This is a genomic window from Pseudomonas sp. AP19 (genome assembly GCF_001728855.1).
In the GTDB taxonomy this organism is placed as follows: domain Bacteria; phylum Pseudomonadota; class Gammaproteobacteria; order Pseudomonadales; family Pseudomonadaceae; genus Aquipseudomonas; species Aquipseudomonas fluorescens.
Genome location: NZ_LXJP01000064.1, coordinates 1 through 19,392, shown reverse-complemented (window position 1 = coordinate 19,392; position 19,392 = coordinate 1). Strand labels below are relative to the sequence as shown.

Here is a 19,392-nt window from a genome sequence, read left to right as displayed (position 1 = left end):
ACGAAGATGCATCTGCCAATGATTTGGCAGGGAGGGATTCTTGCGTTACTACCGGTTTTCTGCACGAGACTCGAACAGAAGGAAAAAAGGTGGAGAGTCGATCTGTAAGCCGGGTTCTGTCTTGAACAGTCATTCGTCTACGATGGCCATCACTGGACATCTTTAGCAACCTACCCGGTCCCAGCGCGGGCCACGCCTTGGGACCCTATTTGGTCTTGCTCCAAGTGGGGTTTACCTAGCCACGAACTGTTGCCAGTCGTGCGGTGCGCTCTTACCGCACCTTTTCACCCTTACCGGCACCGAAGTGCTTAGGCGGTTATTTTCTGTGGCACTTTCCGTAGGCTCACGCCTCCCAGGCATTACCTGGCACTTCGCCCTATGGAGCCCGGACTTTCCTCCCCCCCCTAATTTTCATAGAGGGCAGCGACTGTCCAATCGACTCTCCGCCGCGCAGGTTAACGGCACGGCGGGCTCAGGACAAGTATTAAAGTACAGCAATGCCATCACGTTCAGACGGAATACCGGTTTAACCCCGGAACTATTCGGCTTTCTGTTTATCCAGCGCGACCTGATAAAGCACATTCTTACGCACACCGGTAATTTCAGCCGCCAAGGCTGCTGCACGCTTGAGTGGCATCTCCTTGAGCAACAGATCCAGCACTCGCATGGCTTCGCTGCCCACGGCATCTTCATCTTCCGGCGCCGTCCAACCGGCCACCAGCACCACACATTCGCCGCGCTGTTGATTGCTGTCGCCCTCGACAAAGGCTCGCAACTCTTCAAGCGGCAAGCCCTTGAGGGTTTCGAAGGTCTTGGTCAGCTCCCGCGCCAACAGTGCCAGGCGCTCGCCGCCAAACACCAGTTCCATATCCTGCAAACATTCCAGGATGCGGTGCGGGGCTTCGTAGAAGAGCAAGGTGCGCGGTTCTTCCTTTAACGCTTGCAGACGCGCGCGACGACCAACCGCCTTGGCTGGCAGGAAACCTTCAAAGATAAACCGGTCCGAGGGCAACCCGGCCGCCGATAATGCAGCAATCAGCGCGCACGCCCCCGGAACAGGCACTACATTGATACCAGCGGCACGGGCCTGGCGGACCAGGTGGTAGCCGGGATCGGAAATCAACGACGTGCCGGCATCCGAGATCAACGCCACGTCATCACCGGCCAGCAAGCGCGTGATAAAACGGCTGCCTTCTTCGCGCTCGTTGTGTTCATGGCAGGCAGCTAATGGTGTGCTGATACCAAAATGCTGCATCAAACGCTGGGAGTGCCGCGTGTCTTCTGCCGCGATCAGTTTTACCTCGCGCAGCACTTTCAGCGCCCGGGCACTGATGTCGTCCAGGTTGCCAATGGGCGTCGCCACGACAAAAAGCGAGCCTGCAGTGGAATTCAAAGGACCTGGAGCAGTCAAAACGCACACCTCGATGGTTGGCAAAAGCCGCATTGTAACGCGTAGGCGCCTTGAAAATATGCCATCAGCGCTGATGCCTTTTCAGCCGCCGATGACGAATAGCAACATTTACATGACCTAAATCGATGGTTTAACGCCAGTAACATCGCGCCTGGGCCAGTGCTTGGGTACAATTCCACGCTAATTTGATCGGTATCAGGAACACTTACATGATCGCTTGCCTGCGGCTGCTCTCCGCCCTCTGCCTCGCTGCCTTATTGGCCGCTTGCGCCAGCTCGCCCTCGTCCAGCCTTGGCGACCTCCCCCGGACCCCGGACGCCAGTATCGAGCAACTGCTCGAACAGGCCACTTCCGCCAAGACGCCAGAAAAGGCCGCGTTGTTGCGCCTGAGTGCGGCAGACCTGGCCTACCACCAGAACAATCCTGGCCGTTCGTCGCAGATTCTTGCGCAGGTGCCCCTGGATGTCCTGAAGCCGGCCGCGCAAGTATTTGCCAGCACGCTGGCTGCCGAATTGGCCATGGCGCGTAATCAGCCCAAGGCTGCACTGGCCGCCCTGAACCATCCCAGCCTGCAAAGCCTGAAGGAGCTGCCGACAGACCAGCAGGTCCGTACCGGCACCGTGCATGCGCGCGCTTATGAAGCAGATGGCCAGACCCTGGCAGCCGCTCGCGAGCGTGTCGCCATGGCCCCGCTGCTGACCGGTGACGCCGCCAAGAGCAACCACGAAGCCATCTGGACGTTGATTGCCGCGCTACCGGCCGAACAATTGCAAGCCAGCGGCAACCCGACACTTGACGGCTGGATCAGCCTGGCCAAGGCCGTCAAGGGCGCTGGAACCCTGGAGCAGCAACAAGCCGCTATCGATACCTGGCGCGCTCAGAACCCGGGCCATCCAGCGGCGGTGGATCTGCCAACCCCGCTGACCAAACTCAAGGAGCTGGCCAGCCAGCCCCTGAGCAAAATCGCCCTGCTGCTGCCGCAGGAAGGTCCGCTGGCCTCGGTCGGCAAGGCACTGCGCGAAGGCTTCATGGCCGCGCACTACCAGGCGGAACAAGCCGGACAGAAGCCGCCAGTCATCGAGTTTTATGACAGTTCGCGCCTGACCTCCATCGACGACTTCTACGCCAAGGCCCAGGCGGCCGGCGTACAACTGGTGGTCGGCCCGCTGGAGAAACCGCTGGTCAAACAACTGGCTGCTCGCCCGCAACTGCCGATTACCACCCTGGCGTTGAACTACAGCGAAGTCGATCAAAACCCGCCGCAACTGTTCCAGTTCGGCCTGGCTGCTGAAGACGAAGCCCGCGAAGTCTCGCGCCGCGCCCGCGCCGACGGCTTGCATCGCGCCGCCGCCATGGTGCCCCGTGGCGAATGGGGCGAGCGTGTCTACAAGGCCTTCCGTCAGGACTGGGAAGCCAATGGCGGCACCGTCGTCGGCGTCGAATATGTCGATCAGCCGGTCGCCCTGGCCCAACAGATTGCCGACCTGTTCCAACTGCGTAAAAGCGAAGGTCGCGCCAAGAGCCTGCAAAACACCGTCGGCACCGACGTAGCGGCGCAACCTTCGCGCCGCCAGGACATCGAGTTCATCTTCCTGGCCGTGACACCGCAACTGGCCCAGCAGATCAAACCGACCCTGAACTTCCAGTACGCCGGTGATGTGCCTGTGTATGCGACGTCCCACGTATTCAGCGCCAGTGGCGACAAAAACCAGTACCTGGACATGACTAACGTGATGTTCTGCGAAACCCCTTGGCTGCTCAACACCACCGACCCGCTGCGCAACCAGGTTGCCGCGCAATGGCCACAGGCCAATGGCAGCCTCGGCCGCCTGTATGCGATGGGCGTGGACGCCTACCGCCTGGCACCGCGCCTGGGCCAACTCAAGGCGCTGCCGGACACCCGCGTTGACGGTCTCTCGGGCAACCTGGGCATCAGCGCCAACCAGCGCGTTGACCGCCAGATGCCGTGGGCGAAGTTCGTCGGCGGTGCTATCCAGCGTCTGCCGGACACCCCGCGCTGATGCCCGAGCGGTCCAGCGCACAAAGCGGCAAGGATGCCGAACTGCAAGCTCTCGAGTACCTTCAACAACAGGGTCTGCGCCTTCTGGCGCAGAACTGGTTGTGTAAACGCGGTGAGCTTGATCTGGTCATGCTTGACGGCGATACAGTAGTATTCGTCGAAGTCCGCTACAGAAAACACGCACAATGGGGTGGCGCGCTCGCCAGTATCGACGGGCGCAAGCGTCAGAAGCTGATACTCGCTGCGCAGTTTTTCCTGCAAAAAGAGCATCGCTGGGCTGACTACCCCTGCCGTTTCGATGTGGTTGCCATAGAAAGCACACCGTCTGGTCCTGCTGATCCGAACTGGCTCAAAGATGCCTTCGACAGCTGATTCGCCGGACATCTTCACCACACACTTTTGCTCTTTGCTTTGCGGGCTGCACATTCCTGTGCCAAACAGCCGCGCTACTTAAGGTCACACAGATGGACATGCAATCCCGAATTCGCCAGCTTTTCCAGGCCAGCATCGACACCAAGCAACAGGCGATGGACGTACTTGCACCGCACATCGAGCAAGCCAGTCAGGTCATGGTCAATGCCTTGCTCAACGAGGGCAAAATGCTTTCGTGCGGCAACGGCGGTTCGGCCGGTGATGCCCAGCACTTTTCCTCCGAGCTGCTCAACCGCTTCGAGCGCGAGCGCCCGAGCCTGCCGGCCATCGCCTTGACCACCGACTCGTCGACGATCACCTCGATCGCCAACGACTACAGCTACAACGAAATCTTCTCCAAGCAGATCCGTGCCCTTGGCCAACCGGGTGATGTGTTGCTGGCGATTTCCACCAGCGGCAACTCGGCAAACATTATTCAAGCGATCCAGGCCGCACATGATCGCGAAATGATTGTCGTAGCATTGACCGGTCGCGATGGCGGCGGCATGGCCTCGCTGCTGTTGCCTGAAGACGTGGAGATCCGCGTCCCGGCCAATGTCACCGCACGTATTCAAGAAGTCCACCTGCTGGCGATCCATTGCCTGTGCGATTTGATCGACAGCCAACTGTTCGGGAGTGAAGAATGACCGTTAACCGCATCAGCCTTTTGGCCATTACGCTGTGCCTCGCCATCAGCGGCTGCAGCACGGCAATCACTGCGACACGTGACACCCCCATCCAGGACGACAAGGGCACACGCACCTTCGGCAGCAAGATTGACGACTCGTTGATCGAAACCAAAGTCGAAGTGAACGTTGCCAAGGCCGCCACCGACCTCGGCAACGGCGCGTCCCGCATTGTCGTGACCAGCTTCAACGGCGTGGTATTGCTCGCCGGCCAAACCCCGCGTGCCGACCTCAAGGCGCAGGCTGAACAAGCGGCCGCCAGCGTGCAACGGGTGAAAAAGGTTCACAACGAACTGCAAGTCATGGACCCGATCACACTGCTGGCCATCAGCAACGATGCCCTGCTGACCACCAAGATCAAGGCGCAGATGCTGACCGACAACGCGATCCCTGGCTCGCGCATCAAGATCGTCACCGATAATGGCATCGTCTACATGATGGGCCTGCTGACCCAGGCAGAAGCCACCCGTGCCGCCAACCTGGTACAGGGCGTGTCCGGCGTGCAGAAGATCGTGAAAGTGTTCGAATACATCGACTGATGTAATCGCCAGCCACAAAAAAGGGCGCCGTGCATTGACTGCACGGCGCCCTTTTTATTGCCCAGGGTTTACTGGTATTGCTGGTACGGGTTGCCCTGGAACTGGTTGTTCTGCTGCGGCGCCTGTTGTTGCTGCTGTTGACCAGGCTGGCCGTATTGCTGGCCGGGGATCGGGCCGAGGTTAACTTCTACACGACGGTTCTGGGCACGACCATTCACATCGGCGTTGCTGGCAATCGGGTTATCCGGGCCGGCGCCGCGTGCACTCAGGTTGGTCGGGCTGACACCTTGGGAGGTCAGGTAGTTGGCCACGCTTTGCGCACGACGCTGGGACAGGTCCATGTTCAACTGGCGGCTACCGGTGCTGTCGGTGTAGCCGACAATCTGGATAGTGTTCTGATTGAACTGCTTGAGCGAGTTGGCCAGGTTGTTCAGCGGCGTGTAGAAACTGCCGGCAATGTCCGCCGAGTTGGTAGCAAAGGTGATGTTACCCGGCATGATCAGCTTGATCTGGTCGCCCTGGCGCTGAACTTCCACCCCGGTATTGGCCATGCTGGCCCGCAGTTTCTTTTCCTGCTGGTCGGCGTAGTAGCCATAGCCCGCACCACCCAGGCCCGCGACGGCAGCACCAATCAGGGCGCCCTTGCCACGGTTATTGTGGTCGATCGCGGCACCGGCCAGGCCACCGGCCAATGCAGCCAGGCCACCGTATTTGGCGGTGTTGCTAATGCCCGATGAGCCGTTTGCCTGTCCTTGGCTACCATCATAAGGGTTAGGAGACGCACAGCCGGACAACAAGGCAACAGCCGTGGCAACGACAAGCAGACGACGCGAAGTGAACATGAAGGAAGCTCCTACTTTTGCATTCTGTGATGCAGAGGACATTGGCAATAGACCTGTGCCGAGTTTGGAACACGACAAACGGTAAAAATTCCATGCCCGGCAGGCCTGCGCGCTACAACCGATGCGCGCTCTAAAACCCTAGCAGAGACTTCCTGAACGGGAATTGTCATTTTCTTCATCGGGATCGTCGAACGGTTGCCAGTGGGTATCCGCACAGATACCTACGCCCTTACGAACGGGTTTTCACGCATTTCATCGCCAAGACGCGTGTCCGGCCCATGCCCGGTCACCACGGTTGCGCCCTCATCCAGGGTATACAAACGCTGCTTGATCGAACGCACGATGGTCGCCTGGTCGCCGCCCCACAGGTCCGTACGGCCCACGCCGCGCTTGAACAAGGTGTCTCCGGCAATCAATATCCTGGCATCGGCAAACCAGAAGCTCATCGAGCCCGGTGTGTGCCCCGGCGTATGCAGCGCCACCCCGCAACCGCAGGCCAACTCTTCTTCATCTTCCAGCCAGCGATCCGGCGGCGGCACCGGTGTGTAGGGCACACGGAACATCTGGCACTGCATTTCCAGGTTGTCCCAGAGGAATTGATCCTCCTTGTGCAAATGCAGGGTGGCACCGGTTTTCTCTTTCAACTGGCCGGACGCCAGGAAGTGATCGAGGTGCGCATGGGTATGGATGATGCTCACCACCTTCAAACCCAGCGCGTCGAGGCGTGCCAGGATCAGCTCGTAATTGCCGCCTGGGTCGACCACGATGGCCTTTTTGGTGATCGGGTCACCGATAATGGTGCAGTTGCACTGCAACGGGCCGACCGGGAAGGTTTCGCGGATCAGCGCGGCTTTTTCGATATTCATGGGCGTTCCTGCACACTCTATGGCACATTTCAGACGCAGTATGGTTGACCTTGCCCCTGATCCGGAAGGGATCAAACCTGTGATGCCTCAACTGCTAATCTACTCAAGCGCCAGCAACCCGTAGCACTGTCCAACACCGCAGCGTCGCGTTTGGAGCAAGACTTATGGCGAATCAACGGGTCATCTGCGAACACTGCGATTGCGTGTACGAAAAGGTCACGCTCGCCAGACATCAAAAAGCCCTGTGCACCCGCTGTGCCGGCGTGCTGCAACGCTACAACGGATTGTCAGTGCAACAGCGACTCGCGCTGACGATCACGGCGGCCGTATTGTGGACCTTCGCCAACTTTTACCCGGTGATGAGCATCAGCCTGCAAGGCTTGAAAAGTAGCGCGACCCTGTGGGATTCGGTGGTTGCGTTGAGCCTCGGGCCGATCACCTTCATTGCGTTGGTGGCGGCGATTTCCATCATCATCGCGCCCGTGTTTCAGCTGCTGTTGCTGATCTGGGTGTTGAGTTTCGCCTTGTCCGGCAGGCGCTCACCGGCGTTCAAACTGTGCATGCGCTGGCTGGAAGCGCTCAGGCCGTGGAGCATGCTCGAAGTCTGCCTGCTGGGCTCGATGGTGGCCGTGTTCAAACTGGCCGGCATGCTCGACGTGATACCCGGCACCGGCCTGTTTGCCCTCGCCGCCCTGGCCCTGTTGCTGATCCGCATCGCCGGGCGCGATGTGCGCGACTTGTGGGACACCGTATGAATTCGCCTCCGACCGCCCGCGAGCTGAACCTGTGCCTATGCCACACCTGCGGCCTGTCGTGCGACATGCGCGACGAGCCCAGCGAGTGCGAGCGCTGCGGCGCGCCGCTGCACCGGCGCAAGATTCATTCACTGACGCGCACCTGGGCCTATATGCTCACGGCGCTCGCGTTTTATATCCCGGCGAATCTGTTGCCGGTGATGAACACAACGATGTTCGGTTCGGGGGCGGACAGCACCATCATGAGCGGCGTACTGGAGTTCTGGCAGCACGGCGCCTGGGATATCGCCCTGATCATTTTCATTGCCAGTATTGCGGTGCCCGGGATCAAGTTCGTGTCGTTGACGCTGCTGCTGGTCAGCGTGCAGCGCAACAGCCTGTGGGCGCGCAAGGAGCGCTCGAAGCTGTTTCGGTTTGTCGAGCTGATCGGCTACTGGTCGATGCTCGATGTGATTGTGGTCGCGCTGGTGGCCGCACTGGTGAAATTCCAGGCACTGGGCACCATTGAGCCGCGTTTGGGCATTCTGTTTTTTGGCCTGGTGGTGGTCTTCACGATGCTGGCAGCCATGAGTTTTGATCCACGGCTGATCTGGGAAAACCCAGCCAATGAGGAGACCTCGGATGAGCTCACCCAACACTGATACCCCGGTCGGCTCACCCGCGATCAAGACCCGACGTTTCAGCGTTTCGCTGGTGTGGATCGTGCCGATTGTAGCGGTGCTGGTGGGCATTTCGCTGGTGGTTCACAGCGTGCTGCAACAGGGGCCGACCATCGTCCTCAATTTCAAGACCGGCAGTGGCTTGGTCGCCAACAAAACCGAGGTCAAATATCGCAACGTGGTAATCGGCCAGGTCTCTGACGTGGCCTTGAGTGACGACCAGAAAAGCGTCAACGCCACGATCAAGCTGGCCAAGCAAGCGGAAAGCTTCACCCGCGAAGACTCAAAATTCTGGGTTGTCCGCCCGCGCATCGGCGCCGGTGGCGTGTCCGGCATCGACACCTTGCTGTCCGGCGACTACATCGGTGCCGACATCGGCCAGTCCGACACCCGCGCCAAACACTTCAAAGGCTTGGAAAACCCGCCGCCCATCACCTATGGCGAACCGGGCAAACGCTTTACCCTGCATACCCAGAGCCTGGGTTCACTGGGCATCGGCTCGCCGGTTTATTACCGCAAAATTTCAGTCGGCCAGGTGGTGGCCTATGAGCTGGATGACGACGGCAAAGGCGTGAATATCGAAGTCTTCGTGCATGCGCCCAATGATGTGTATGTCACCGAAAACACGCGCTTCTGGAACGCCAGTGGTATCGACCTGAGCGTCGGCGCCAATGGCTTCGCGCTGAAAACCGAGTCGCTGTCGTCGATGCTGGCGGGAGGCATCGCTTTCCAGGCGCCGCCCTACAGCCCCAACGACAAACCGGCCGCTGAAGATCACGTCTATGAGCTGTTCGACGACCAGCAAAGCGCCCTCGCCCCGCCCAATGGCAAAGGGCAATATATGGCCTTGCGGTTTGATCAGGCCCTGCGCGGCCTGAAAGTCGGAGCACCGGTGGAATTCCTCGGCGTCGAGTTCGGCAAAGTGGTGTCAATCAACCTCGATTACGATGCGAAGAAACGCAGCTTTCCGATCAACGTCGGCATCGTGATTTATCCGCAATTGCTTGGGGAAGCCAACACCAAGCTGCTCAAGGCCACCAATCATGACCCCAACGACGAAGCGGGCGGCGTTCGCTTGATGGGCACGTTTATCGAAAACGGCCTGCGTGCCCAGGCGCGCAGCGGCAGCCTGCTGACCGGCCAACTGTATATCGCCCTGGATTTCTTCCCGAAAGCCGACAAAGTTGCGTTTGACCCGAGCCTGCGCCCAGTCAACATTCCGACCATTCCCGGCAACCTGGAACAACTGCAGGAAAAACTCGAAGGCATCGTCAACAAGCTCAACCAACTGCCGATCGAGCGCATTGCGGGCAACCTCGACAGCAGCCTGGTCGAGCTGCGCAAAGGGCTCGCCCAGTTCAACGCGAAAACCCTGCCCGGCGTGCAGACCACGCTGGGTGACGTGAGCAAGACGCTGCAATCGGCCAACTCGACCCTGGCCGAAGACTCGCCGCAACGTGAACAACTGACTCAAACCCTGGATGAACTGGCACGCATGTCGCGCTCCTTGCGCGAACTGTCGGACTACCTCGGTCGCCATCCGGAATCACTGATTCGCGGTCGCCCCGACAACGCCGCGCCACTGGACCTGCAAGGGCCACCTCGCAAATGAGCACTGGAGCCGCCATGACCCGTCCCTTGAACATCACGCTGATTGCCGCACTGGTGCTACTCGCGGCGTGTCGCAGTGAGCCGATTGCATTCCACACCCTGACGCCGGCGCACTGGAATAACGCGACCCAAGCGCAGGCGAGCGATATTCGCATTGAAAGCATCAGCGTGCCGCCACAGGTTGACCGGGCGCAGATCGTGATTCGTCAGGGCGACAGTGGCGTGGCGATTCTGGACACCCAGTGGTGGGCCGCCAGCCTGGCCGATGAGCTGAAAACTGCGCTGGTGGATCAACTGGCGAACCGTCATGCGCGGCAAGCCGTGTCGTTGCGCGTTGAGGTTCAACGTTTTGACTCGGTGCCCGGGCAATATGCGCTGCTCGACGTGCGCTGGCGCCTGAGGCCAACCAGCGGCGGTGACCGCCCACCGTTGACCTGCCGCTCCACCTTGCAGACGCCCGCAGGCCCGAGCATCGACGACCTGGTGGTGGCGCACCAGCACAACCTCAAACGCTTCGCCGCCCTGATCGGCCAGGCGGCGGACACGTCCCTCAAAGCGTGTCCGACCGCGCGGTAGTTTCAGGCCAGCAAGCCCATCGACTTGGCCCGCGCTACCGCCTGGGTCCGACGCTCCACGCCCAACTTGCTGTTGATATGGCTGGCGTGGGTCTTCACCGTGTGCAGGGAAATGAACAACTGATTGCTGATTTCCTGGTTCGAACAGCCTTGGGCGATCAGTTGAAGCACCGCCAATTCGCGGGTGCTCAGCGTTTCGTGGCTGGGCGCCGCCGGCGCGTCAGCGACTGCCGGCAACAGCGCCAACAGACTCTGGCTCAACAACCCGTGCGGGTCTTTGCCCAGTTGCTCACGCATCCAGTCCGGGTAACGTTCCAGCAGGCGCTGGAACGGCTGCAAGGCACCACCGGCGGCAGCTTCAAGGGCCTTAACGACTATCGGCCGCGCCTTGGCTTCCTGGCCACTCTCCAGCAGTAAACACGCCTGCTGGGTCAGCGCCATCAGGGCAATCATCTGACGCCCACTGTTATGCGCCTGTTGCGCCAGGTCTTCGAGGCGCTCCAATGCGGCGGCGGGCTGATGCCGAGTCGCATCCAGCGCGGCCTGTTGCAGCCCGATGTGTTGCGGCAGGTGTGGGTGAAACTCCGGGGCGGCCGCGGCGTGCTCGCCGTTGTAGGTTTGGCCCAACCGCGCCAGCCAGGCGTCAGCCAGGTCAGTGCGACCCTGGGCCAGCCACAGCTCGCATTTGATCAGGGTGATCATCGCCAAGTAGTAAATCGGCGGCACATCCCAGATATGCATCAAGCGCTCGGCTTCGGCGAGTTCGGCGAAGGCTTTCGGAAAATCGCCACGCCGTCCTTCAAAGCTGGCGATGACGCAATGCCCGATCAACACACTGATATCCCGGCAGGCGCGGGCCTCGCTCAAGCCGGCGCGTAAGCGCGCAAGGCCGGCCTCGGGCTGGTAACGCACCAGCAGCAAATAACCTTCGTAGAGCGATAACCGCGCACGCACGGCGTACAGGCGTTGGGGCGCCAGGCCCTGCAAGCGCTGCAAGCCTTGGCGCACTTCATCCAGAGAACGCAGGATTTCGCCGCGCGCTTGTAGGACACGCGCCCGATCATAGTGGGCCAACGCTTCGAAAAGCGGGTTGCCGACGCGCTGGGCCAACTCCAGGGATTCGCGGTTCAGGCCACGGGCGCGCCACAGATCAGCGTCGACGATGGCCAGGTTGGACAGGGTCGACAAACACATCAGGCGCTGGCCGTAACGCTTGTGCGGCAAGCTTTCCAACGCCTCGCTGCAATAGCGCTGGGTCAACTCGCGATCGCCTCGGCCGCGAGCGATGATCCCGCTCAGCGCCAGCCATTGCGCCAGCATCGATTTTTGCGCAGTGGCCGACGGCGCCGGCAGGAAGCGACTGAGATAGCCGGACAACTCTTCTGCCGCATCCAACTGGCAGGCCAGCCCCAACGCCCAGCTGTAGAGCACGATCAACCGCGGCGTGCTGATCAGCAGGCTATCGGGCAAGTCCATCTTCCAACGCAACAGCATGCCGACATTCTGTTCGGCGAGCAGTTGCTCCTCCGACAGGTTTTGCACCAGGTTCGCCGCCACATCCAGGTGGCCGGCGCGCAACGCCTGCTCCACCGCCTCGTCAATCAAACCCTGGGCGTTGAACCAGCGGCAGGCCCGCAGGTGCAGGCTGGCAATCGGCAACGTGGCATTGCTGGCACGGCGGGTGCGCAGCAAGTCGGAAAACAGATGGTGGTAGCGATACCAGTGGCCCTGCTCGTCCAGCGGCACCAGAAACACTTGGTGGGCCTGCAAATACCCGAGGATTTCCGCACTGTCGTGGGCCTCGCGCACGGCGTCGCACAGCTCACTGCAGAAACGATCCTGAGGCGCGGTGTCGTACAAAAAGGCTTGCACTTCAACCGGCAGACAGTCGATGACCTCTTCCAGCAAATAATCGCGAATCAGCCCTTCGCCGCCGTGCAAGTGTTGCGGCAACACGGCCTCATCGCCGGCTTCGGAGATGGCCAGCAACCAGAAACGCAGGCCGGCCACCCAGCCCTCACTGCGACGAATCAAGTTATCCAGGGCCTCGCCGCGCAGCGAGTTGCTGTGCCGGTCCAACACCGCCAGCGACTCGTCATGGGTCAGGCGCAGGTCGTGTTCGTGCAGCTCCAGCAGGTGCCGCGACAACCGCAGCCGCGCCAGATGCCAGTCCGGGCGTTGGCGGCTGGTGACCATGACCAGCAGCCCATCGGGCAAATGGTTAAGGAAAAATTGCAGGCAGCGATCCAGCACCGGGCCCTGGGCCAGGTGGTAGTCATCCAGCACCAGCAATATCGGCGCGCGCGTGGACAAGTGCAGCGTCAGCTCATCGAGCAAGCCATCAAGCCACTCTTCAAAGGCAAAGGGTTGGTGACGCTGGCGCATTTTCAGCAGGCCCAGGGACTGGGCGCCGAGTTGTGGGAAGTATTGTTGTAAACCGTCGAGCAGGCGCTCGAGGAAGCGGCCGGGGTCGTTATCCCGAGGGCTCAAACCCAACCACAGGCTTTGCCAATGGGCGGGCAGGCTCTGGCAGAACTCCACCGCCAACGAACTCTTGCCGAACCCGGCCGGGGCGCTGACCAGTAACAGTCGGCCTTCCAGCCCGGCGCTCAGCCGCTCGCACAGGCGTGGGCGCAGCACATAGCCGTCAGGCAACGGAGGCCTGTAAAAGCGCGCTTCCAGCGTCGGAATCACAGCGCTTGCAGGCCCTTGGATTCGGGACAGATCAGTCATCGCCGGGCTCTTGTAGAAGGCTGTTGTCGGCATTGCAGATGTCCGCAGACTAGCGGTAAAAGCGGCAGGTTTGTAGATCTTTGCAACATTTGCCTGAAAAAGAACTGCGACAAAAAATATCCCAGCCGGAGCACCACGAACAAAAGTGGGAGGGGGCTTGCTCCCGATAGCGGTGGATCAGTCGATGTATTGAGTGACTGATACAGCATTATCGGGAGCAAGCCCCCTCCCACATTGTCGAGCGAGTGCTGCTTAGCGAACACCGTCCTGGCGCAAGGCGGCCGGGGTGAAGTCACTGGTGGTGGCGGTGAAGCCGAAGTCATACGCCTGCTTCTCTTCGTTCTTCATGCCCAGTGCGAGGTAGCGGCCGGACTGCAGGTCGTAGAGGGTTTCCAGGGCGTACCACGGCACTTGTTTGTCGTAGTAGTTCTCGGCATGGGCTTCGGCGACGCGCCACAGCTGGCCACGACCGTCGTAGTGATCGATGACGGCTGCTTGCCAGGTGTCTTCGTCGATGAAGAAGTCACGTTTGGCGTAGATGTGGCGCTGGCCTTCCTTCAAGGTCGCGACCACGTGCCAGACGCGGCGCAGCTCATAGCGTGCCAGGTCCTGGTTGATGTGGCCGGCCTTGATGATGTCGACATACTTGAGTTTCGGATCGTCGATCTTGTAGCTGTTGGAGGCGATGTAGATTTCTTTTTTGCCTTCCAGCTTCCAGTCGTAGCGGTCGGGCGCGCCGTTGTACATGTCGAGGTTGTCAGAGGTACGCAGGCCATCGGCAGCGGTGCCCGGCCCGTCATAGGACACTTGCGGTGCCCGGCGTACACGGCGCTGGCCGGCGTTGTAGACCCACGCCGAACGCGGCTCTTTGACCTGGTCGAGGGTTTCGTGCACCAACAGTACACCACCGGCCAGACGCGCCGGCGCGGTCACTTGCTGCTTGAAGTAAAACAGCACGTTGCCCGGGTTTTTCGGGTCAAAGTCCTTCATCTTGTCGCGGAACACGAACTGGTCGCGGAAGTACACCAGGCTGAACGAACCATTGGTTTGCGGGGTGGCCTGGGTAACCAGACGGGTCACACTGCCGCCGCGATAACGGGTGATGTGGTTCCAGATAACCTCAACACCGCTCTTGGGAATCGGGAACGGCACAGCGGTTTCGAAGTTTTCCAGGCCGTTGCCGCCCGACACCAGGTTGGTGGTAGTGGCGTTCTTCTTGATAGCGGCAAACACATCGGCCGGCACCGTGGCGCCGCGATGCGTCGGGTAGACCGGCATCTTGAAGGTGTCCGGGTAACGCTTGAACATCGCGTACTGCCCCGGCGCCAGCTTGTCTTTGTACTGCTCGACGTTCTGCGCGGTGATGGTGAACTGCGGTTGTTCGCTGGCATACGGATTAGCCAGGAAACCACGGGCATCCACAGCGCCGGCATTGGTCGGCAGTGGCGACCATTTCGGAATGGTGCCGGCCGCGTTACCGGCCATTTCGGCGCCCATCGGTGTCAGGGTCGTGCCCAGTTTGGCCGCCTCATCCGCCGAGACTGCCGCCATGACGCTCCCCGCCATGATCGACAGCCCAAGCACACCCACATGCAACAGACTTTTAGTTATTTTCATGTTCTGGTTCTTCCTGAATTACATGCATCTGAAAAGAGTCTGCTTAGAAGTTCACGCCGGCGCTCAGAGCGATGAAATCGCGATCATCCACCGTGGTGAATTTGCCACCAAAGAAGTTGGTGTAGTTCAGGCCGACGGTGTAGGTGTTCTGGTACTCGGCATCGACACCCAGGCTGACGGCCTTACGACCCTCTTCAAAGTTGCCGCCAGGGCCTGGCGAGTAACCTTTGACGTCATGGGACCAGGCCACGTTGGGCTTGAGGTTCACACCGGCAAACACATCCGGGTATTCCCAGATCGCCCGGGCGCGGTAACCCCAGGACGTCGCCGTGGTGTAGCCGTCATTGTTGCAGTTGGTGTTCAGGCCGGACGCATTGGGCAGGCCTGCGCCGTTGGCTGTCGAATTGTTGAGTGCGTTGCAGAAACCGCCAGGCAGGGTGCCGGGGCCAAAGACCGGATCACGGCCATAACGTGCCTGGTTTTTGCTCTCCAGGCCGCCCACATGGGTCACGCCGATTTCGCCCACGGTTGTCAGGCGGGTGGCGCCCATCACCTGGTCGAAGAAGTGCGTAAACGTGGTCTGGAATTGAGTCACTTCCTTGCGGTTGTAACCATGCAGGTCCTGACCCGGCGTGCCCTTGAGCACCGACGCATTGCCGAAGCCCGGAATCGGTGTGACGCCCGCATACAGAATATCGGTGGTGCTCAGCTGTACCGGCGCGTTTGGCCGATAGCTCAACTCGCCACTCCAGGCGGTGCCGGTAGGCAACGTGGTGGAGAAGCTCAAACCATAGAGGCGGATATCTTCCGGGTACTCAACGAAGTAATTCGAACTGCCCGCCACGATCAACGGACGCAATGCCGCCAATGGCCCCAGCGGACGGGTGTAGGCCGAGTTTGGCGCACCGGTTGCACTGAAGATCGGCGCACGGCTGTGGTAGTTCATGAAGTACGCGCCGAACTCAGTGTCCAGCGGCTCGAAGTTGTAGTGCATGGCCACGCCGAACTGGCCGCTGTCGCGTGCATCACGATCACCGCCACGACGCACCAGCACGCCTTCGTTGTTCACATCGACGCCAAGCGCGTTAAGGGTTGGCAATGCCGCGCCAGGAATGGTGGAACGCTTGTTCAAGACGCGCAGGTTGTTACTGCAACCATCGGCAATCACGTCCGGCTGCGAGAAGAACGTACCGCAGTTATCCACCACGGTCTGGTCCCACTCCAACTGGTAGAACGCCTCTGCGGAGAGGTTGTCGGTGAGGGTCTGGGACACGTAGAACATGTTGACCGGAATCAGGCCTTCCTTGATCTCGGCGCCCGGACGGCGGAATGCAGACACATCGATCGGGTTGATCGAGTTGATACCGCCGCCAATGAACGTACTTTCGCCCCAGCTCACGACCTGCTTGCCAAGACGCACGTTACCCGGCTGATCGGCGATGGTGTAGTTGTGGTAGACGAAGGCATCGAGAATCTGCCCGCCAGAGGACTTGGCGCCCTCTTTACGGTTGTCGTTGCTGACGTTCTTGAAGTCCAGGTCTTCGTTTTGCAGCGCGAAGTCATACCAGTACTTGCCACGCACAAAGATGCCGGTGTCGCCATATTTCAACTCAAGGTCATGGATACCCTTGAAGATCTTCGAGAAGGAGTCGCCCTTGTTGAAGTTCAGGTGACCGTCATCGGAGGTTTGCGATAACCCCCTGCCACCGTTGTTGGCACCGATCAGGTCTTTATTGCGACCGGCAGTCGACCAGCTCGCCCCTACCGACAGGGATGAGTCAAAGCTACCTTCGATTTCACCGATGTTGAAACTGACGCCGAATGCGGGCCCGGCGAGCGTAGAAGCGAGACTGACGGCCAGGGGCAGTCTTGCCCGGCGCCAGAACTGGTTTACTGAGGTCATCGACGCTACTCCATGTGCATTATTGTTATGGCAGTGAGTCTGTCTTCTGGATGCTTGTAACGGCCGGAATACAACGATTCCAATGCCAAATTGCAACCGCGCCCCAATGGCCCGATGCACAACATCCTTGAAAAACTCTGGAAGGGACTATAGCCAGCGGGGGGTATCGCTTGATCCCTCTAAAGTGTGATTTGCATCACCAACCCGTCTGCCACAACCCTTTCGCCACGCCGACGAAGGCCGGCGAGGCAAGGATGGCTGAAAATTGGCAAATCACAAGTGGAGGCGCGAGATAGAGCATTGCCGCGCCCGACCGGGCGCGGCGAGAGGCGTCAGAGGGTGGACAGGAACGTGCTGTTGTTGGCCTGCCATTCAATGATGTCGATGCGGATACGTTTTTTGTCGAGTTTTCCGACACTGGTCTTGGGAATTTCAGTAACAACGGCGATCTGGCTAGGAATGGCCCACTTGCTCAAGTGGCCCAGTTCAACGAAAGGCTTGAGGTGTTCCTTGAGCTCGCGGGCACCTATCACATGGCCATCACGCACCACCAGCAAGGCAAACGGGCGCTCGCCCCACTGCGGGTCGGCGATGCCCACCACCGCTACTTCGCGTACCGCCGGGTGACGGCTGACCAGGTCCTCAAGGGCCAGGGACGAGATCCACTCGCCGCCGGTCTTGATCACGTCCTTGATGCGGTCGCGAATATCGATCACGCCAAACGCGTCCAGGGTGGCCACGTCGCCGGTGTGCATCCAGCCGCCTTCCCACAGCTCGGCACCCTTTTGCGGCTCGTTGTAATAGCCTTCGGTCAGCCAGGGCGCACGCAACACCAATTCGCCCTGGGACTCGCCGTCGGCGGGCAGGAAGTTGCCGTCGCCGTCGATGATTGCCGCCTCCACCAACGGCCCGGGCACGCCGGCCTTGATGCGGTAGGTGGTGCGTTCGTCTTCGCTGCCGGCCATCAACTCTTCGTTGAGATGGGCGCAGGACACCAATGGCCCGGTTTCGGACATGCCGTACGCGGCGGTCAATTGAATGCCACGCGCTTTGGACGCTTCATACAGCGTGCGATTGAGCGCGCTGCCGCCGATCACAATTTTCCAGCCGCCAAAGTCCACGTCCTGGGCAGCCTTGGCGTTGAGCACCATTTGCAGGATGGTCGGCACGCAGTGGGAAAAGGTGACCTTTTCCTTGCGCCACAACTCCACCAGGTAATCCGGGTCGTAGCGGCCGGGGTACACCTGCTTCAAGCCGAGCATGGTTGCCACATACGGCAAGCCCCAGGCGTGGACGTGGAACATCGGTGTGATCGGCATGTACACGTCGTTGGTGCCCAGCAGGCGCACGCTGTCGACACTGCCCATGATGGTCGCTACGCCCATGGTGTGCAGCACCAACTGGCGGTGGGTGAAGTACACACCCTTGGGGTTGCCGGTGGTGCCAGTGGTGTAGAAGGTGGTGGCGACCGAATTTTCGTCGAAGTCCTGGAAGTCGTACTGGGGGCTCGCGGCCGCCAGCAGGGTTTCGTACTCGCCGACCAGATTGGGCAGCTCGGCGGTTTTGGATTCGCCGTCGGTGAGCAGCAGCGTCTTGTCGACCGTGGTCAACTGCCCGGCAATGGCCTGGTAGAGGCCCACAAACTCACTGTTGACCAGCACAAAGCGGTCTTCGGCGTGGTTCATGGTGTAGAGGATCTGTTCCGGCGACAGCCGCACATTGATCGTGTGGATCACCGCACCGATCATCGGGATGGCGAACATGCACTCCAGGTAACGGTGGCTGTCCCAGTCCATCACCGCAACGGTGTCACCGGCCTTGACCCCGGCTTCGGTCAACACATTGGCCAAGCGGGCCACGCGTTCAATCAAGGTTGGGTAGGTGTAGCGCAGTTTGTCGCGGTAGATGATTTCCCGGGTCTTCTCATAGCGCGCCCCGGACATCAACAGGCGCTTGATCAACAGCGGGTATTGGTAAGCGCCTTCGGCGGGCGGGATAACACGGGTCTGCAACATACGAATCCCTTATCTGACTGCACGGTCTTGGCTTGAAGACCTGCACTTTAGAGCGCTTGTGTTTCAGCTAAATCAGCCAAAGGAATGATTTGCAGCGCTCAATGAATGCTAGCTTTGCGCCATTAGTGGAGCATTGCTGAGATGAAATGTGGGCACTATCGGGGGATAACTATCTGCAAGCCTTATGGTTGTCACCGGGCTACGGAGTACATATCCGTTATAAGCGTCATGGCAGCTATGGGTTTCGCCCTTACGGCGACTCACTTTGGAAAAGCCCCAAAGTAAGCAAAGGACTCTTGCCCCACCACTCGGCACCTCGCCTGGGCTCGGTGTGCCCTCACGCAGGCTTTGGACCGTGGGCCGCCGCCATGGGCCATCCTTGGCCCATCGCGGCTAACCCGGCGTCCTGCCGGGTTACCCACGCTCCAAAGCCTGCGTTCGGCCAGCGTGGTTAACGGGGCGCCTAAGATCAACAGCAGATCAAGATCAAAAACAGAGCACGGCGGCCTTACAGCCGAGCTGATCTTGGAAACTGAACTCGGACAAATGTGGGAAGGGGCTCGCTCCCGATAGCAGTGTGTCAGTTGATGCATCTGGTGACTGACCCGCCGCATTCGCGAGCAAGCCCGCTCCCACAGAAAAGCAGTTCTGCTTCTGATCTGCCTCTGCTGTGTTTTGCCCTGCTTTCGCTTCTACCACTCAGGTCGGCTACCAGGCCGCCGTGCTCTGCTGTTGATCTGCTGTTGATC

The 19,392-nt window shown here is 60.1% G+C and carries 15 protein-coding genes and 1 other RNA gene; 8 read left to right on the top strand and 8 right to left on the bottom strand.

Going from position 1 to position 19,392, the window contains the following annotated elements:
• Positions 1 to 89: 89 nt before the first annotated feature.
• Positions 90 to 443: RNase P RNA component class A (rnpB, locus tag A7D21_RS29110), an RNA gene on the bottom strand.
• 95 nt (positions 444 to 538) lie between these two features.
• Positions 539 to 1,444 carry a 16S rRNA (cytidine(1402)-2'-O)-methyltransferase gene (rsmI, locus tag A7D21_RS29105; protein WP_141718288.1) on the bottom strand — a complete coding sequence of 302 codons (906 nt, stop codon included), beginning with the start codon at positions 1,442 to 1,444 and terminating at the stop codon, positions 539 to 541.
• Positions 1,445 to 1,620: 176 nt separating this feature from the next.
• Between rsmI and A7D21_RS29100 the strand changes: the two genes are divergently transcribed.
• From A7D21_RS29100 to A7D21_RS29085, 4 genes are all read left to right on the top strand, one after another.
• Positions 1,621 to 3,432 (top strand): penicillin-binding protein activator, encoded by a 1,812-nt coding sequence (locus tag A7D21_RS29100; protein ID WP_069553323.1) that lies wholly within the window; start codon positions 1,621 to 1,623, stop codon positions 3,430 to 3,432.
• Positions 3,432 to 3,803 (top strand): YraN family protein, encoded by a 372-nt coding sequence (locus tag A7D21_RS29095; RefSeq protein WP_053254462.1) that lies wholly within the window; start codon positions 3,432 to 3,434, stop codon positions 3,801 to 3,803. Before A7D21_RS29100 ends, A7D21_RS29095 begins: the two co-directional genes overlap by 1 nt.
• A gap of 92 nt (positions 3,804 to 3,895) precedes the next feature.
• Positions 3,896 to 4,489 (top strand): phosphoheptose isomerase, encoded by a 594-nt coding sequence (locus A7D21_RS29090; protein ID WP_007904374.1) that lies wholly within the window; start codon positions 3,896 to 3,898, stop codon positions 4,487 to 4,489.
• Positions 4,486 to 5,067, top strand: coding sequence for a BON domain-containing protein (locus A7D21_RS29085; protein WP_053254461.1), 582 nt, complete (start codon positions 4,486 to 4,488; stop codon positions 5,065 to 5,067). The genes A7D21_RS29090 and A7D21_RS29085 overlap by 4 nt, the downstream gene beginning before the upstream one ends.
• Before the next feature lie 68 nt (positions 5,068 to 5,135).
• Here the strand turns inward: A7D21_RS29085 and A7D21_RS29080 are convergent, their stop codons facing one another.
• The gene (locus tag A7D21_RS29080) at positions 5,136 to 5,909 is read right to left on the bottom strand and encodes an OmpA family protein (RefSeq protein WP_069553322.1); all 774 of its coding nucleotides are present in this window, start codon (positions 5,907 to 5,909) and stop codon (positions 5,136 to 5,138) included.
• 221 nt (positions 5,910 to 6,130) lie between these two features.
• The gene (locus A7D21_RS29075; protein WP_069553321.1) at positions 6,131 to 6,775 is read right to left on the bottom strand and encodes an MBL fold metallo-hydrolase; all 645 of its coding nucleotides are present in this window, start codon (positions 6,773 to 6,775) and stop codon (positions 6,131 to 6,133) included.
• Between the two features lie 164 nt (positions 6,776 to 6,939).
• Here A7D21_RS29075 and A7D21_RS29070 point away from each other — a divergent pair, with 164 nt between their 5' ends.
• From A7D21_RS29070 to A7D21_RS29055, 4 genes are read left to right on the top strand one after another with little or no spacing between them, the layout of a single operon-like run.
• Positions 6,940 to 7,530, top strand: a complete 591-nt coding sequence (locus A7D21_RS29070; RefSeq protein ID WP_053254458.1) for a paraquat-inducible protein A — start codon at positions 6,940 to 6,942, stop codon at positions 7,528 to 7,530.
• Complete coding sequence (locus tag A7D21_RS29065) at positions 7,527 to 8,171, top strand: paraquat-inducible protein A (RefSeq protein WP_053254457.1); 645 nt, start codon at positions 7,527 to 7,529, stop codon at positions 8,169 to 8,171. The genes A7D21_RS29070 and A7D21_RS29065 overlap by 4 nt, the downstream gene beginning before the upstream one ends.
• Complete coding sequence (locus tag A7D21_RS29060) at positions 8,152 to 9,801, top strand: intermembrane transport protein PqiB (protein ID WP_053254456.1); 1,650 nt, start codon at positions 8,152 to 8,154, stop codon at positions 9,799 to 9,801. Before A7D21_RS29065 ends, A7D21_RS29060 begins: the two co-directional genes overlap by 20 nt.
• A gap of 14 nt (positions 9,802 to 9,815) precedes the next feature.
• The gene (locus A7D21_RS29055; RefSeq protein WP_053254455.1) at positions 9,816 to 10,376 is read left to right on the top strand and encodes a membrane integrity-associated transporter subunit PqiC; all 561 of its coding nucleotides are present in this window, start codon (positions 9,816 to 9,818) and stop codon (positions 10,374 to 10,376) included.
• 2 nt (positions 10,377 to 10,378) lie between these two features.
• Here the strand turns inward: A7D21_RS29055 and A7D21_RS29050 are convergent, their stop codons facing one another.
• From A7D21_RS29050 to A7D21_RS29035, 4 genes are all read right to left on the bottom strand, one after another.
• A complete protein-coding gene (locus A7D21_RS29050) occupies positions 10,379 to 13,108 on the bottom strand; it encodes a LuxR C-terminal-related transcriptional regulator (protein WP_069553320.1) in 2,730 nt (909 codons plus the stop codon).
• 252 nt (positions 13,109 to 13,360) lie between these two features.
• The gene (locus A7D21_RS29045) at positions 13,361 to 14,725 is read right to left on the bottom strand and encodes a DUF1329 domain-containing protein (protein WP_053254453.1); all 1,365 of its coding nucleotides are present in this window, start codon (positions 14,723 to 14,725) and stop codon (positions 13,361 to 13,363) included.
• A gap of 43 nt (positions 14,726 to 14,768) precedes the next feature.
• The gene (locus tag A7D21_RS29040) at positions 14,769 to 16,628 is read right to left on the bottom strand and encodes a DUF1302 domain-containing protein (protein ID WP_053254452.1); all 1,860 of its coding nucleotides are present in this window, start codon (positions 16,626 to 16,628) and stop codon (positions 14,769 to 14,771) included.
• Between the two features lie 332 nt (positions 16,629 to 16,960).
• Entirely contained in the window at positions 16,961 to 18,643 is a 1,683-nt protein-coding gene (locus A7D21_RS29035) for a fatty acid--CoA ligase (protein ID WP_069553319.1), read from the bottom strand.
• Positions 18,644 to 19,392 lie beyond the last annotated feature (749 nt).

Excerpts from the sequence above, each read along its gene's own strand:
- rsmI (WP_141718288.1), bottom strand. The coding sequence starts at position 1,444 with ATGCGGCTTTTGCCAACCATCGAGGTGTGCGTTTTGACTGCTCCAGGT.
- A7D21_RS29100 (WP_069553323.1), top strand. The coding sequence starts at position 1,621 with ATGATCGCTTGCCTGCGGCTGCTCTCCGCCCTCTGCCTCGCTGCCTTA.
- A7D21_RS29095 (WP_053254462.1), top strand. The coding sequence starts at position 3,432 with ATGCCCGAGCGGTCCAGCGCACAAAGCGGCAAGGATGCCGAACTGCAA.
- A7D21_RS29090 (WP_007904374.1), top strand. The coding sequence starts at position 3,896 with ATGGACATGCAATCCCGAATTCGCCAGCTTTTCCAGGCCAGCATCGAC.
- A7D21_RS29085 (WP_053254461.1), top strand. The coding sequence starts at position 4,486 with ATGACCGTTAACCGCATCAGCCTTTTGGCCATTACGCTGTGCCTCGCC.
- A7D21_RS29080 (WP_069553322.1), bottom strand. The coding sequence starts at position 5,909 with ATGTTCACTTCGCGTCGTCTGCTTGTCGTTGCCACGGCTGTTGCCTTG.
- A7D21_RS29075 (WP_069553321.1), bottom strand. The coding sequence starts at position 6,775 with ATGAATATCGAAAAAGCCGCGCTGATCCGCGAAACCTTCCCGGTCGGC.
- A7D21_RS29070 (WP_053254458.1), top strand. The coding sequence starts at position 6,940 with ATGGCGAATCAACGGGTCATCTGCGAACACTGCGATTGCGTGTACGAA.
- A7D21_RS29065 (WP_053254457.1), top strand. The coding sequence starts at position 7,527 with ATGAATTCGCCTCCGACCGCCCGCGAGCTGAACCTGTGCCTATGCCAC.
- A7D21_RS29060 (WP_053254456.1), top strand. The coding sequence starts at position 8,152 with ATGAGCTCACCCAACACTGATACCCCGGTCGGCTCACCCGCGATCAAG.
- A7D21_RS29055 (WP_053254455.1), top strand. The coding sequence starts at position 9,816 with ATGACCCGTCCCTTGAACATCACGCTGATTGCCGCACTGGTGCTACTC.
- A7D21_RS29050 (WP_069553320.1), bottom strand. The coding sequence starts at position 13,108 with ATGACTGATCTGTCCCGAATCCAAGGGCCTGCAAGCGCTGTGATTCCG.
- A7D21_RS29045 (WP_053254453.1), bottom strand. The coding sequence starts at position 14,725 with ATGAAAATAACTAAAAGTCTGTTGCATGTGGGTGTGCTTGGGCTGTCG.
- A7D21_RS29040 (WP_053254452.1), bottom strand. The coding sequence starts at position 16,628 with ATGACCTCAGTAAACCAGTTCTGGCGCCGGGCAAGACTGCCCCTGGCC.
- A7D21_RS29035 (WP_069553319.1), bottom strand. The coding sequence starts at position 18,643 with ATGTTGCAGACCCGTGTTATCCCGCCCGCCGAAGGCGCTTACCAATAC.